Annotated in this window: 15 protein-coding genes; 11 read left to right on the top strand and 4 right to left on the bottom strand. The window is 27.5% G+C overall.

What is annotated here, in order from left to right:
* The first annotated feature begins 27 nt into the window (after window positions 1-27).
* The 5 genes from AC11VW_RS05680 (at window position 28) to AC11VW_RS05660 (ending at window position 4,638) form a co-directional block, all read left to right on the top strand.
* Window positions 28-1,209, top strand: coding sequence for a C40 family peptidase (locus AC11VW_RS05680; protein WP_484300427.1), 1,182 nt, complete (start codon window positions 28-30; stop codon window positions 1,207-1,209).
* 154 nt (window positions 1,210-1,363) lie between these two features.
* Window positions 1,364-1,906, top strand: coding sequence for a biotin transporter BioY (locus AC11VW_RS05675; protein WP_484300426.1), 543 nt, complete (start codon window positions 1,364-1,366; stop codon window positions 1,904-1,906).
* The gene (locus tag AC11VW_RS05670; RefSeq protein WP_484300425.1) at window positions 1,900-2,289 is read left to right on the top strand and encodes a DUF1284 domain-containing protein; all 390 of its coding nucleotides are present in this window, start codon (window positions 1,900-1,902) and stop codon (window positions 2,287-2,289) included. The genes AC11VW_RS05675 and AC11VW_RS05670 overlap by 7 nt, the downstream gene beginning before the upstream one ends.
* A gap of 416 nt (window positions 2,290-2,705) precedes the next feature.
* On the top strand, window positions 2,706-3,131 hold the full coding sequence (locus AC11VW_RS05665) for a MarR family winged helix-turn-helix transcriptional regulator (RefSeq protein ID WP_484300424.1): 426 nt from the start codon (window positions 2,706-2,708) through the stop codon (window positions 3,129-3,131).
* 238 nt (window positions 3,132-3,369) lie between these two features.
* Window positions 3,370-4,638 carry a cation:proton antiporter gene (locus tag AC11VW_RS05660; protein ID WP_484300423.1) on the top strand — a complete coding sequence of 423 codons (1,269 nt, stop codon included), beginning with the start codon at window positions 3,370-3,372 and terminating at the stop codon, window positions 4,636-4,638.
* 51 nt (window positions 4,639-4,689) lie between these two features.
* Here the strand turns inward: AC11VW_RS05660 and AC11VW_RS05655 are convergent, their stop codons facing one another.
* From AC11VW_RS05655 to AC11VW_RS05645, 3 genes are all read right to left on the bottom strand, one after another.
* On the bottom strand, window positions 4,690-4,995 hold the full coding sequence (locus tag AC11VW_RS05655; RefSeq protein WP_484300422.1) for a DUF1540 domain-containing protein: 306 nt from the start codon (window positions 4,993-4,995) through the stop codon (window positions 4,690-4,692).
* Between the two features lie 95 nt (window positions 4,996-5,090).
* Window positions 5,091-6,299: a sodium/glutamate symporter gene (locus AC11VW_RS05650; protein WP_484300421.1), complete on the bottom strand. Its 1,209-nt coding sequence runs from the start codon at window positions 6,297-6,299 to the stop codon at window positions 5,091-5,093.
* A gap of 271 nt (window positions 6,300-6,570) precedes the next feature.
* Window positions 6,571-7,071 (bottom strand): thioredoxin family protein, encoded by a 501-nt coding sequence (locus AC11VW_RS05645; protein ID WP_484300420.1) that lies wholly within the window; start codon window positions 7,069-7,071, stop codon window positions 6,571-6,573.
* A gap of 252 nt (window positions 7,072-7,323) precedes the next feature.
* On the opposite strand from AC11VW_RS05645, the gene AC11VW_RS05640 reads away from it, so the two are divergent.
* From AC11VW_RS05640 to AC11VW_RS05630, 3 genes are all read left to right on the top strand, one after another.
* Window positions 7,324-8,223, top strand: coding sequence for a potassium channel family protein (locus tag AC11VW_RS05640; RefSeq protein ID WP_484300419.1), 900 nt, complete (start codon window positions 7,324-7,326; stop codon window positions 8,221-8,223).
* A gap of 216 nt (window positions 8,224-8,439) precedes the next feature.
* Window positions 8,440-9,612 carry a double-cubane-cluster-containing anaerobic reductase gene (locus AC11VW_RS05635; RefSeq protein ID WP_484300418.1) on the top strand — a complete coding sequence of 391 codons (1,173 nt, stop codon included), beginning with the start codon at window positions 8,440-8,442 and terminating at the stop codon, window positions 9,610-9,612.
* An 8-nt stretch (window positions 9,613-9,620) separates the two neighbouring features.
* Window positions 9,621-10,376 carry an acyl-CoA dehydratase activase gene (locus tag AC11VW_RS05630; RefSeq protein ID WP_484300417.1) on the top strand — a complete coding sequence of 252 codons (756 nt, stop codon included), beginning with the start codon at window positions 9,621-9,623 and terminating at the stop codon, window positions 10,374-10,376.
* A gap of 136 nt (window positions 10,377-10,512) precedes the next feature.
* Here the strand turns inward: AC11VW_RS05630 and AC11VW_RS05625 are convergent, their stop codons facing one another.
* Complete coding sequence (locus AC11VW_RS05625; RefSeq protein ID WP_484300416.1) at window positions 10,513-11,574, bottom strand: hypothetical protein; 1,062 nt, start codon at window positions 11,572-11,574, stop codon at window positions 10,513-10,515.
* Between the two features lie 339 nt (window positions 11,575-11,913).
* Between AC11VW_RS05625 and AC11VW_RS05620 the strand changes: the two genes are divergently transcribed.
* The 3 genes from AC11VW_RS05620 (at window position 11,914) to AC11VW_RS05610 (ending at window position 13,463) form a co-directional block, all read left to right on the top strand.
* Window positions 11,914-12,213, top strand: a complete 300-nt coding sequence (locus tag AC11VW_RS05620; RefSeq protein ID WP_484300415.1) for a DUF3892 domain-containing protein — start codon at window positions 11,914-11,916, stop codon at window positions 12,211-12,213.
* A 54-nt stretch (window positions 12,214-12,267) separates the two neighbouring features.
* Window positions 12,268-12,480, top strand: a complete 213-nt coding sequence (locus tag AC11VW_RS05615) for a hypothetical protein (RefSeq protein WP_484300414.1) — start codon at window positions 12,268-12,270, stop codon at window positions 12,478-12,480.
* A 197-nt stretch (window positions 12,481-12,677) separates the two neighbouring features.
* A complete protein-coding gene (locus AC11VW_RS05610; RefSeq protein WP_484300413.1) occupies window positions 12,678-13,463 on the top strand; it encodes a flavodoxin family protein in 786 nt (261 codons plus the stop codon).
* Window positions 13,464-13,674 lie beyond the last annotated feature (211 nt).

Genomic DNA, 13,674 nt, shown 5'->3' with positions numbered 1-13,674 from the left:
GAATACATAAAAATGAGGAGATTACTTATGTTAAATAAAAAAATGGCAATAGCTGTATGTGCAACTACGATAGGTGTTGCTATTACATCAACAGCTTCATTTGCAAATGACAATCAAGGACAAGTAACAACAAGTGTACTAAATATAAGAAGTGGACCAAGTACAAGTTATTCAGTGGTAACAAAAGCTTATAAAGGTGAAAGTTTAGAGATACTAGAAAGTTCAAATGGATGGTATAAAGTAAAATTATCAAATGGAACAATAGGATGGGGAAGTTCAGATTATATAAGCACTTCACCTAATTCATCTGAAGGATCATCAAATAATAATACATCAACAGGTACAAAAGCAACAGTAACAGCAAGTACACTAAATATAAGAAGCGGAGCAAGTACAAGTTATGGTATTGTAACAAAAGCTTATAAAGGTGAAAGTTTAGAGATACTAGAAAGCTCAAATGGATGGTATAAAGTAAAATTATCAAATGGAACAATAGGGTGGGGAAGTACAAGTTACATAAGTACTTCATCTAATTCAGGTGGAGAATCATCAGATAATAGTACATCAACACCATCAACAGGTACGAAAGCAACAGTAACAGCAAGTGCACTAAATATAAGAAGCGGAGCAAGTACAAGTTATAGTATTGTAACAAAAGCTTATAAAGGTGAAAGTGTAGAAATATTAGAAAGTTCAAATGGATGGCATAAAGTAAAATTATCAAATGGAAAAATAGGATGGGGAAGCGCAAGTTACATAAGTACTTCATCTAACACAGGTGGAGAATCTTCAAATAATGAATCAGGAAATGACAATGGATCAGATAATAATACACAAAATAAAACACAAGCGATAGTAGATCTTGCGAAAGCTCAAATAGGAAAACCATATGTATGGGGAGCTGAAGGACCAGATAGTTTTGATTGTTCAGGATTGACTTACTATGCATATGGTCAAAATGGAGTAAAATTACCTAGAGTTTCAAGAGATCAATACAGTGTTGGAACAAGTGTTAGTTTATCTAACTTACAGCCAGGTGATTTAATATTCTCAAGTACAAATGGAACTGGAAGTATAACTCATGTCAGTATATATATAGGAAATGGAGAAATGATACACTCTCCAAAACCAGGAGATGTAGTACAAAAAACTAGTATAAATGCTTCTTATTGGCAAAATGCTTATGTGGGAGCAAAAAGAATGTTATAAAATAATAAAGAAGGAGTATTTCTTAATGAATTGAATCATTAAGAGGTACTTTTTTTTATATAAATAATGTTTGCTTTGTAAATTAATATAATATATAATAAAGGTAAACCTATAATTAAATAAAGGTAAACGTAAAAATAAGGAGGAATTATATATGAAGTTATCTATTAGAGATTTAATAATATGTTCATTATTTGCGAGCATAACTGCAATACTTTCTCAAATAGCAGTACCTATTCCATTTACAACAGTACCACTTACAATGCAAGTTTTAGCAGTTGTGCTGTGTGGGATGTTGCTAGGGAGCAAACTTGGATTTATATCTCAAGTAATATACTTGTTGATAGGTGCAATAGGTATACCTGTATTTGCACAAATGAGTGGAGGATTAGGAGCTATATTTGGACCTACAGGTGGATTTTTAGTATCATTCCCAATAGTTGCTTTTATAGTAGGGCATTTTTCAAAGCAACATAAATCTAAAATGTCAGTGATGATAGGAATGATTTTAGGGCTTGTTATAATGTATATAATAGGAACATTACAATTCTGTTTAATAACAAAAATGAGCTTTATAAATGGACTTATGGCATGTGTATTACCATTTGTATTTATAGATTTAATAAAAATAGGATTAGCATACGTTATAGGTAGTAGTATTTATAAAAGAGTGAATATAGGGATTAAAACATGTTAAAGATAAGGCCACACCATATTTTGTGTATGAAAGCTTATGTAGGAAAAGGATATAGCAAAGAATTCAGTGAAAATATGGAAAGTATAATAAAACAACTAAAAGATGATTCAAAACAAATACAAATAGTATTTGGATTAGATGATATATGTAGTAAATGTCCGTATAATATGGAAGATGAATTATGTAAAAGTGAAGAAAAAGTCAAAAAAATAGATTCAAAGGTAATAAAGTATTTTAATATACAAGAAGATATTTATGTCTACAAGGATTTAAAAAACAAGGTTTATTCAAATATTAACGAAGAAAAATTTATAGACATATGCAAAGATTGTGAATGGCGTAATGTTACTAATTGCAAGGAACTAAATTTAAAAAAATTATAAAAATAAAGCAATAAAAAGCTATAGAATAAGGGCATTTTAATATGAGCCTAGATTCTATAGCTTTTATTTTATAAATCTAGTTACTAAATTTGAGTTATGTGTGGGTGAACCACTTGGGGGCATAAGTGAAGTGGACATTTTGAGTAACGGATGTATCTGAAGCGGGAGTGAAGATATATCGTTGGCGACATGAGCGAAGCGAATTTTTTATTGGATAATATGAAAGGAAAAGAAAAGTATAAGAAAAGATATATAATGATAAAATAAAAGAACTTGATTATTTTATAAAAAATGATATAATTGATTGAATTGGTTGAATTAATTAAATTAAATGTGCAAATATAGATAATTTTAAAATGACAATTTGGTCATGGAATATAATAAAGTAAGAAAATAAGTTAATAGAGGTGAAGTCTATGGAGTTTGAGTTAATAAATGAATATAAGATGGAGATAAATAAAGACTTTCGCAAATATGCAGAATTTGCATTAAAAGATTATGATTTTACTATAGCCAATCTAAGATATTTGCTTGTAATAGAAAGAAATATGGATATAAATTTAAATGAAATAGCTATGAAGCTTAATGTAGATAAAGCTATGGTGACAAGAGGAATTAAGAAACTTGTTGAATTAGGATATGTAAATAAGGTTCAAGATAAAAAGGATACGAGATCTTATAAACTATCTTTAAGTAAAGAGGGAGAAGAAACGTTAAGTTCACTTAGATGTATATTTAAAGATTGGTTTGAGAAGGTTACTCATAATTTTACGGAAGAAGAAAAAGATTTATATATAACATTAATGAAAAGAGTGCATCAAAATAGAATATACAAAGGATAATTCATTAAAAAAATATCTTTATTGTATGCAAGTATTACATACAATAAAGGTATTTTTTATCTACTAAGTATTAATTAAAAACAAAAAAACAAAAATAGTATAAAAGTTAAAAACAAGGAAAATGTTATTTGCAATATGTATACCCCTGATAGTTGACGTGGTCAATTATTAGGGGTATAATATATTTTGTCGAAAGAACAAAAGACAAAAATTTAAGATCAATGAAGAGGTGAAGATAGTGGAAAATACAGTAGAAGCAATTGCAACTAATAACTTGTTATTAATATTTGCAGCTATTGCCATAACGGGTATAGTTCTAGGAAAAGTAAGTGAAATTATAAAAATACCAGATGTTATTTTATATCTAATAGCAGGAATTATAATCGGACCAGCGATGCTTAACTTAATTAGTATAGAGTCTTTCCCTATAGAGAATAATCTAATACTTACATTTGGTTCAGCATTTATATTATATGAAGGTGGACGAGAAATAAATTTAAAAGTTCTAAACAAAGTAAAGTTAAGTGTTGGGATGTTGTCAACAATAGGTGTTATAGTATCATCAGTAGTAGTGGGATTATTTGCAAGTAAAATATTTGGGATACCAATGATGACAGCTCTACTTATAGGAGCAGTTATAGCTTCTACAGACCCAGCGGCACTTATACCAGTATTTAAACAAGTAATTATAAAAGATAAAATAAAACAAACTGTAGTTAGTGAATCAGCTTTCAATGATGCAGTTGGAGCAATACTTGTTTCTGCATTACTTGGAGTTATAACAAGTGGAGAATTATCAATAGCTAAAAGTATGGAAGAACTTATCATATCAACTGTTGTTGGAATAAGTATTGGTATAGCTATGGGATATATATTCTCAGTTTTAATATCCGATAAAAAGTGGGGAGTATTTCACTCATATGCACCAATAATGTCTATATTAAAAGTAGCTTTAGCTTATGAAATAGCAGTACTTTTACATGGTAGCGGATATATGGCAGTATTTGTAGCAGGTCTTATAGCAGGAAACAAAAAATTATTTGGGCTTTGGATTCCGGAAGATGCTTTCCATTCAGAGCACTATTTTAGAGAAAGTATTGCATCATTATGTCGTATGGCAATATTCGTTGTATTAGGAACACATGTAGATTTAGTATCTCTTTCAAAATACTGGATACCAGCTCTTTTAGTGGTTTTAGTATTAATGTTTATTGCAAGACCACTTGTAGTTTTAATATCTACAGCATTTGATAAAGAAGCAAAATGGACATTTAAAGATAAGTTATTTATGATGTGGGTTAGAGAAACGGGAGTTATACCAGCTGCATTATCTGGTATAATAGTATCTATGAAGTTACCAGGATATGAAATAATATCTTCAGTGGTATTTATGACAATACTAGTAACACTTATAGTACAAGCAAGTACAACAAAGTTAGTAGCTAAAAAACTTGGAGTATTAGAAGAAAGTGAAGAAGAAGAATTAAGAGAATCAATCTTAGTTTAAATAGATAAATAAGCAACTAAATAAAAAATAGAGGGATTATCCCTCTATTTTTTATTTTTTTATAAAAGTTTCACAACTAGCGTTTTCAAGGTTAACTTCTACATAACTCGCACCACACCCGCCACTTATATTGTATGTACAACTATTAGCAGAACAAGATATATTTTGAGAATTAGTTAAAGATTTTTCACCACTGTAGTTAGAAAGGTTAAAAGAAGATGCATCTCTAAATGTATCACAATAAGTTTCAGGTGTTATAGCTGCATCAAATCCTTCTATTTTTATATGTGAAGCATAACAGTGACCAGATTCATTAAATGCACAGTTATGATCTAAACAGTTTAAATTAGTTTCCATAAATTACCTCCAAAAAATCAATTATATTAATAGTATTTCAAATTTGAAAAGAAATTAATCATTAATACTAAATAAATTCCAATATGTAGTTCACGTTATGATAATATATTTATAAAAAAGATTATACAAGGCATTGTAAATACATCTAGTAAAAAAGCTGCGACTAAAGGAACTATTAAAAATGCCTTTTCAGAATAGCCATAAATTTGACTAACAGAATTCATATTAGCTAAAGCATTTGGAGTAGCACCTAAACCGTGACCAATAAGACCACTTACAATAATTGCAGCATCTAAATCTTTGCCTAAGGCTCTAAAAACTACAAATACAGCAAATAAAACAATGAATATAGCTTGAGATATTACAATTATAACTATGGGGCCAAATAAACTTGAAAGTTTAAATAAATCAATACTCATAAGAGCCATAGTTAAAAACATTCCTAAGGAAATCTCGCTTAATAAATCCAGCAAGTTAAAGTCCAATTCTAATAATTTAGCTTTATCATTTATATTTCTAAAAATCACTGAAACTAACATGCAACCAGTTATAGTAGGAATTATTATATCAGTACTTTTATAAACTATATTTGCTATAAATTCCCCGCAGTTTATACAAAGCAGTACTATTAAAACTTGTTCTAAAAATGAAAATGCATCTATTTTTAAAGAAGAACTAGAAGTAATAGACAAGCTTTTAGTAAAAGTATTTTTAAATGATTTAGACATGCATTTATGATATTTCAAGTTGTTTTTTTCAATCAAAAACTTAGCAACAGGACCACCTAATAAACCAGCAAACATTAAACCAAAAGTAGCCGCTGCAATACCAACGCTACTAGCATTACTAACACCGAGGTTTTCTATAGTCGCTCCAAAAGCAGCAGCGTTACCATGACCACCTTCCATTGATATAGTTCCACACATAAGACCAAGTAGTGGGTGTATATTAGTAACTTTAGCAAGTACAACGGCTAATATATTTTGACCAAATGCTAAAACTCCGCAGAGTACCCAATATATAAATAGTTGTTTTCCTCCTCTTTTTACTATAGACATACTTATACCAAGACCTACTATAGTAAAGAAAAAGCATATAAAATAAGTCATCAAGCTTGTGTTCATAGTTATAGTACATATGTTAAAAAGCCTTAAACATAAACTCAAAATACAAAATAAGAGACCTCCAATTACTGGAGCTGGAATACAAAATTTATTAAAAAAATCTATCTTATTTTTAATAATAGTCCCAATTAAAAAAAGTAGTATTGCCAGTATTAAAGTTGATATAATATTTAAATGCATTAAAATTAAAAACACCCCCCTAAATAAAAAACATAACTAATAAAACATATTAAACCTTGGCAAAAAATAATAAAAAAATATGATTTAATTATATCTATTAAATATATATAAAGAAGGCCTGTTTCTTAAATTTAGAAATTGAACTTTATATTAAATTTATTAAAATTCCTATAATTTACATAGAAAAAGGAGTATCTCTTAATGATTTCAATCATTTTGAGACACTCCTTATAAAAATTGTAAAATATATTTTTTCTATTATATCTGTAAATTATATTTTTTTCATTATATTAAGGAAGTCATTAACACTATCTAATATGTATTTTCCTTTTAAATAATCAAGTTTTATATCATCGAAATTATCAAAAGCTTTAACGACACTAGGTCTTTCTTCGAATGAACCTATAATATTGAAATTTTCGTCAAGTACTGCAATAGTAGGGCCTTTAAAATCGTCAATTCCTAAAATAGGAGCTAAGAATTTCTTTCCACGAGCCATAGTTATAATAGATATATTAAGTTTAGGATTTATATCACAAAATTTCTTTAATATAGTTACGTTAATTTGGAAATCAGGACACCAAATTTCACCTGAAACTAAAAAATTTATTTCTTTATCGATACTTGATATTTGTTTAATAACGTCTGCTGTTAAATTTATTCTAGAATCATTTTTAGGAATTCTAGCTCTTTCAGATTTTGTACCTTCTCCAACGCAACTTTCAAAACTACATCCAGCCTCGAATAATTCCTTTATACCCATTTTTATCATTAAAATACCCCCTAAATAAAATTTGTTATACCCATATTATCACTAATATAGTGGTTTATCTAGATAGAAATAAAAAAAATTACAAGTAATCGATAATATGGTATTTTTTTGTTCATATAAGGTTTTTTCTTGAAAATATTATGAAGAAAATAAAATCGAGGAAAAAATATTAACAAATGTAAATATAATTGAAGAAAATACCCAAACTATATAAAATATGGCATATAGAAAGGATATCAATTATTAAATAAAATGAGAAAAAAATATATTGTTTATAATATGATTATGGCTTCACTCTCGATAGTAATTGCTATAATCTTGATTATACAATTAACGATGAATTTAAGTTATGAAATAGAAATGTTACTAAAGACTATTGAGTTCATAATATGGGTGATATTTGTAGTAGATTATGTAGTAAGATTATATAAAAGTAAAAATAAAAAAAAATTTATAAAAAGAAATATAATAGATTTAATATCTATTATACCTATATATTCAATTTTTAGAGTATTTAAGACCCTAAAAATTTTAAAGATAAGTAGATTGGCAAGATTGTTAGAACTAGGTCAGATGGTAAGGATATTAGCCATTACAAAAAGAACCAATAATAACCTTTCTGAATTCATGAAAACGAACAACTTTAATAACACTATAGGTATAGGTATGATTATAATATTTGCAGGTTCTATAATAATGTCATATGTAGAGAAAATAAGTATAGGAGATGCACTTTGGTGGAGTATAGTAACAGTAACAACTGTTGGATATGGAGACATATCTCCACAAACACCTCTAGGAAGAATCGTGGCATCAGTTTTAATGATAATGGGTATTGGATTTATAGGTTCATTAACATCAACATTGTCTACCTATTTTATAAAAAAAGAAGGAGCAAAATATAAAGCCAAAGAGAAAGAAATTAAAGAAAAAATAGAAGGCACAACAGAAGAATCTGTAAATGAAGAAGAAATAGCATCGGATTTAGAAATAATAAAGTTAAAAGAAAATAAAAAAATGAAATTTAGTAAAGATAAGTATAAGAATAATATAATAGAGGACATAATAAAAAGAATAGAAAAATTTGATGAATTATCAATAGAAGAAATAAATACAATGTGTAATGTATTAAAATCTTTGAAAGAAAAGTAAAACAATTATAGGGGCTATATTTTACATAATAAAGAGGAGTTCTCATGTTAGTTTAACATGAGAACTCCTTTTGCATTAAAAAATATAAAAGTTAAATTTTCAATTATAAATTATATCTATAGTAGTTATAACTACTATAGATATAAACATTCACATAATTATATAAATAATGCTAAAATTTTATAATGAAGAAAATTATTAAAAGGGGGATATAATATGATAACTTTACCAGATAAATTTGAAAGTTTTAATGAAGCAAGAAGAACAGGGTTTATAAAAGCTAAAGAAATTAAAGAAAGTGGAAAAAAGATGGTTGGAGTATTTTGTACATATACACCAGTAGAAATACCAATGGCAGCAGGAGCTGTTACAGTTGGAGTTTGTGGAGTAAGTGAAGAACCAATTCCAGAAGCTGAAAAAGTACTTCCAAGAAATCTTTGCCCACTTATAAAATCAAGCTATGGACATGCTATAACAGATACTTGCCCATATTTCTATTTTTCAGATATGTTAATAGGAGAAACTACTTGCGATGGTAAGAAAAAGATGTATGAGGAGTTAGCAAAGGTTAAACCAACTCATGTAATGCACTTACCTAATATGCAAAGGGGAGAATATACATATAAACTTTGGAAAGAAGAAATAAAAGTACTAAAAGAAGAAACAGAAAAAGCATTAGGTGTAACTATTACTGAAGACGATATAAGAGCAGCTATTAAAGATAAAAATGAAGAAAGAAGATTATTAAAAGAATATTATGAGTTAGCTAAATTAAAGCCATCAGCTTTAACAGGCATGGAACTTCACCAAGTGTTATATCAATCAGGATTTAAATTTGATAGAGATGAACTTAAATCAGAATTAAGAAAACTTATAGATTCTACTAAACAAAGATACGAAGAAGGTAACTGTCCAGTAGAAAAAGATAAACCAAGAATACTTATAACGGGATCTCCAATAGGTGGGATAAGTGAAAAAATAATAAAAACAATAGAAGATAGTGGAGCATCAATAGTAGCTTATGAACTTTGTGGAGCTATAAGAAATATTGATTTACTAGTTGATGAAGAAAATGAAGATGTATATGATGCATTAACACAAAAATACATAAACATAGGATGTTCTTGTATGATGCACAATGATAATAGGGTAGAAATGTTAGATAGATTAGTAGATGAATATCAAGTGGATGGAGTTATAGACGTTGTACTTCAAGCTTGTCATACATTTAATGTTGAAAGCTATAGAATAAAGGAATTTATGCACAATAAAAAGAATATACCATACATGGCAATAGAAACTGATTACTCTAAATCTGATACAGAGCAATTAAGAACTAGATTTGAAGCATTTATAGAAATGATTGAAGATGGAGTATCTGTAAAATAGGAGGCAATATGTATAGTATAGGCATTGATTCAGGCTCTGTAGCAACTAAGGGTGTATTATTTGATGGAGAAAGAATAGTAAAAAAAATAATAATACCAACAGGTTGGAGTCCAAAGACTACATCAAAACAAGTTTATGAAATTTTAAGTGAAGGTATAGATAAAAGTGAAATAAAAAAGATAGTAGGAACAGGATATGGCAGAATTAGTATGGATTTTGTAAATAAAAAGGTAACGGAAATTACATGCCATACTAAGGGAATACATTTTTTAAATAAGGACATCAGGACTATACTTGATGTAGGTGGACAAGATAGCAAGGTTATAAACGTAGATAGAGACGGAAATATATCTAACTTTATGATGAATGACAAATGTGCTGCTGGAACGGGAAGATTTTTAGAAATAACTTCAAATATTTTAGGAAGCGATATAGCAGATATTGATACGTTAGCAGATAAAAGCGAACCGGTTGATATATCTTCTATGTGTACAGTTTTCGCTGAAAGTGAAATAGTTAGCTTACTTGCAAGAAATGTAAGCAAAGAAAGTGTAGCAGCAGGGATTTTAAAATCTATTGCAAATAAATCAACAGCTATGTTAAATCGTGGAGCAATTGTAGATAAAATTGCATTTACAGGAGGACTTGCCAAAAGTGAAGTACTTGTAAAAATGATTGAAGAAATCTTAGGAAAAGATATATTTATTGCTGAGGATACTCAAATAATAGGAGCATTAGGTGCTGCAGTAATTGGATTTAAATAGAAATAGGTCCCCTATTCGAAAGTATAACCCCCTAGTAAAAATACTAGGGGGTTATTATATTAAATAAATTCATGTATTAGGGGTATATAATACATTAACTTTTGATAATAATATTATTATATATTTTAGATATATATCAAGAATTTATCATACTTTTATAAAAGTCGATACTAACATTCTTTAGAGACGTTTTATTAGGATTAAATCCTACTTTTTTTAGATAATTATAAAAATCTAAATCATATACATAAGTAGAAGCTTCATAAGTACTGCCGCAATACCTATAGTCCAAGTATTTGGAAAATCCAGAAATTAAATTTTCACCACACCACTCATTAAAAGTATAAGAATCATGGTAAGAATCATTATACATAGATATAAGCTTTTTATCATATCTTAAACTTTCACAAATATCTAAGAAATCTTCACTATTAGTAAAAGTATCAAACAAAGGGCGAGAATACTTATAAAAAGGTATATTTATAACGTCTAGTGCACTTGTATTTGAATTTATTGTAGATATCATTACATTGTCACATTCAAAGGATTGGTATCCCACTGGATTTAAATCGTAATACATAACAGATTTATAATCTTTATCTAAATCAATACCTGAGGAATTTTGTACAAAATTGATTACATCAACATCATTTTCAGATAGCTTTTGATTTAGCTCTGTAGCTTTTTTATCATATTCATTTTCATTTTTTTTAAAATATGAGATAAAGTAATTATCATAAAAATAAGTGAAAAATAGCTCTACATCTTTCTTTAAGAAGTTAGATAAATTTAGCGATTTATCAGAATTTAAGGTGCTTATTATCTCATCAATAGAAGCATCGTCATTTAAATTTACAATAGCATTTACATATTCCCAACCATCCTTAGATGTAAATATATTTTTAAGTGAAGTTTTCATTGAATTATCCATATTAGAATAGGTATTTTTAAGCCATTTATAGTGTCTATGAGCTTCTTTTGATTTTTCTTTATATAAATCCTCATTAAAATAATTAGGATTACTGATATTCACATTATATATTTCATAGGCTGTTTGAACTAACGACATTTTTAAAGAAAGACCTTTTATTTGGATATCTGAGTTATATGTTTGAGAGTTAGTATTAATATCGCAACATCCGGTGGAAATAACTAGTAAAAATATATTTAATATAAGCAAAAGCTTTTTAAATCTCAAATCACCACTCTCCTTAATAAGACTATATATAATAAATTGACCTTTAAGATTAAAATTCCTTTTAAAATCATTCAACAGTAAATCCTTATAAATTTTGGCAAAAATACATGAAAAATGTCTATAAAAGAAGTTTATATAGGTACGATATTATAAACGGTTAAAATATAGGTATAAAAAGTTTATAATTTGGAGAATGCAGTACATAATTAAAGATAATAAAATAAATTTAATATTATAGATTTTTGATTTTGTATTTTATTACATAACATTTTATTTTATTAATAAATTTATAAAATAAGGAAAAAATAATATGAAAATATAAACTAGGAGGTATTAAAAATGGAATTTAACAATGATGGCAGGATAGGAAATTTACCTAAAAATATAAATAAAGAAGTACCAAAACCAAATGCCGATGCAACTAGAATCTGTAAGCTCGTAAAGAACTCAGGTGATGTTGTAGGATATGAATTATCAAATGGACAAGTAATTAGCAAAGAAGAAGGTATACAAATGGCTAAGGGTGGACAAATAGCAGGAGTAGCTGTGGCTACAAACAAGGGAAATGAATATTTAAGAAGTTTACCTGATGAAACTGAAAATAATAACTTAAATAATTTACCTTCAATAACTCAGTAAATTAAAGCAGTAATAAATTTAGAAATTAAGATTAAAATAGTGAATACCGAGGATGTGAAAATAATCGATACCAAAGAAGACTTTTACACTCTTAATGAATACTTAAATAAGAAAAGATTAACTTATAGTGAATTTAATGATCTTATAGGAAATTACTTTGTGAAAGACTATGAAGAATTAGAAGATAATTATTATCTAATAGAAATTATAACTAAATCTGTAAAAGGAAAAGAATTTTATACAGATTATATAGAAGTTGTAAACTAAAGCTACTTGTATAATGTCAATTCAATGGCAGAACAAATAAATTTATATGTTTATTAATAGAACATTACAAAAGGGCTTGAATTCAAGCCCTTTTATAATTTTCTATTATTTAATATTAATTGCATAGATTGTATCTTTCTAGTATCTACAACATAAGAGTATAATTAATATATAAATAAAAATAGGGAGAGAATTATATGAAAATATTAGTGATACATGGAAGTCCTAGAAGGGGTAATACTTGGAAGGTATTAAATTTAGTCAAAGAAAAAATAGATAACCAAGTAGAGGTTGAATATGACATATTAGAACTAAGCAAAGTGAAGCTAGGAACGTGCATAGGGTGTTTTAACTGTATTTTAAAAACAGAAGAAAAATGTCCTCATTTTGATGTGATGCAAAATATTACACAAAGAATAGAAGATTGTGATGCAATGATAATAACATCACCGGTATACTCGCTACAAATATCGGGAATATTAAAAAATTTCATAGATCACATGTCTTATAATTTCCATAGACCGAAATACTTTACTAAAAAAGCATTTATAGTAACAACAACAGCTGGAGTAAGTGAAAAGAAAATAGCAAACTACTTAGAAGAAGTATTAAACTTTTGGGGGATAACGAGTGTATATAAAGTATCTCTTAAATATAGAGACGGTATATTAGAAAAAGACAATAAAAAAATAGATACTGAAATAAATAGATTTGTAAAAGGTTTAAGAAATTCAACACATAAAACTCCTACCTTTAAAAATATAGCTTATTATAATGCTTGGAGAACGATGTCAACAACTTTATGTGAAAAAGGAAGCCCAGATTATGATTATTGGATGGAAAGTGAACTGTATAAACATACTTATCATCCAGATATAAAAATAGGAAAATTTAAAGCAGTATTTGGAAATGTAATATATAAAACTATGTCAAAGAAAATGATAAAAAATAAAAATCAAATGTCAAATGATGAATCAAAATAAAATTAAAGAAAGTTTATAAAAAACCGTACATATAGAATATGTACGGTTTTTTAAGCAACCCATATGATTTTTAAGGATATTTATGATAAGAGATAAGTGAAATTTAATATATTAGAAAATATGAATCTTCAAAATATAGAAAAAGAATACAAAACTTGATATAATTACAGATATAGTGCATTTTAATAAAGACGAAAAAGGGGGAACTTTT

Source organism: Romboutsia sp. (assembly GCF_056995035.1).
Note: the sequence above shows the minus strand (reverse complement) of the source record. Positions and strands in the feature narration are given on the sequence as shown.

What these genes read in the sequence shown, in the direction of transcription:
- AC11VW_RS05665 (WP_484300424.1), top strand. Translation starts at nt 2,706, where the DNA reads ATGGAGTTTGAGTTAATAAATGAATATAAGATGGAGATAAATAAAGAC.
- AC11VW_RS05620 (WP_484300415.1), top strand. Translation starts at nt 11,914, where the DNA reads ATGGAATTTAACAATGATGGCAGGATAGGAAATTTACCTAAAAATATA.
- AC11VW_RS05670 (WP_484300425.1), top strand. Translation starts at nt 1,900, where the DNA reads ATGTTAAAGATAAGGCCACACCATATTTTGTGTATGAAAGCTTATGTA.
- AC11VW_RS05650 (WP_484300421.1), bottom strand. Translation starts at nt 6,299, where the DNA reads ATGCATTTAAATATTATATCAACTTTAATACTGGCAATACTACTTTTT.
- AC11VW_RS05645 (WP_484300420.1), bottom strand. Translation starts at nt 7,071, where the DNA reads ATGATAAAAATGGGTATAAAGGAATTATTCGAGGCTGGATGTAGTTTT.
- AC11VW_RS05675 (WP_484300426.1), top strand. Translation starts at nt 1,364, where the DNA reads ATGAAGTTATCTATTAGAGATTTAATAATATGTTCATTATTTGCGAGC.
- AC11VW_RS05635 (WP_484300418.1), top strand. Translation starts at nt 8,440, where the DNA reads ATGATAACTTTACCAGATAAATTTGAAAGTTTTAATGAAGCAAGAAGA.
- AC11VW_RS05630 (WP_484300417.1), top strand. Translation starts at nt 9,621, where the DNA reads ATGTATAGTATAGGCATTGATTCAGGCTCTGTAGCAACTAAGGGTGTA.
- AC11VW_RS05680 (WP_484300427.1), top strand. Translation starts at nt 28, where the DNA reads ATGTTAAATAAAAAAATGGCAATAGCTGTATGTGCAACTACGATAGGT.
- AC11VW_RS05655 (WP_484300422.1), bottom strand. Translation starts at nt 4,995, where the DNA reads ATGGAAACTAATTTAAACTGTTTAGATCATAACTGTGCATTTAATGAA.
- AC11VW_RS05640 (WP_484300419.1), top strand. Translation starts at nt 7,324, where the DNA reads ATGAGAAAAAAATATATTGTTTATAATATGATTATGGCTTCACTCTCG.
- AC11VW_RS05610 (WP_484300413.1), top strand. Translation starts at nt 12,678, where the DNA reads ATGAAAATATTAGTGATACATGGAAGTCCTAGAAGGGGTAATACTTGG.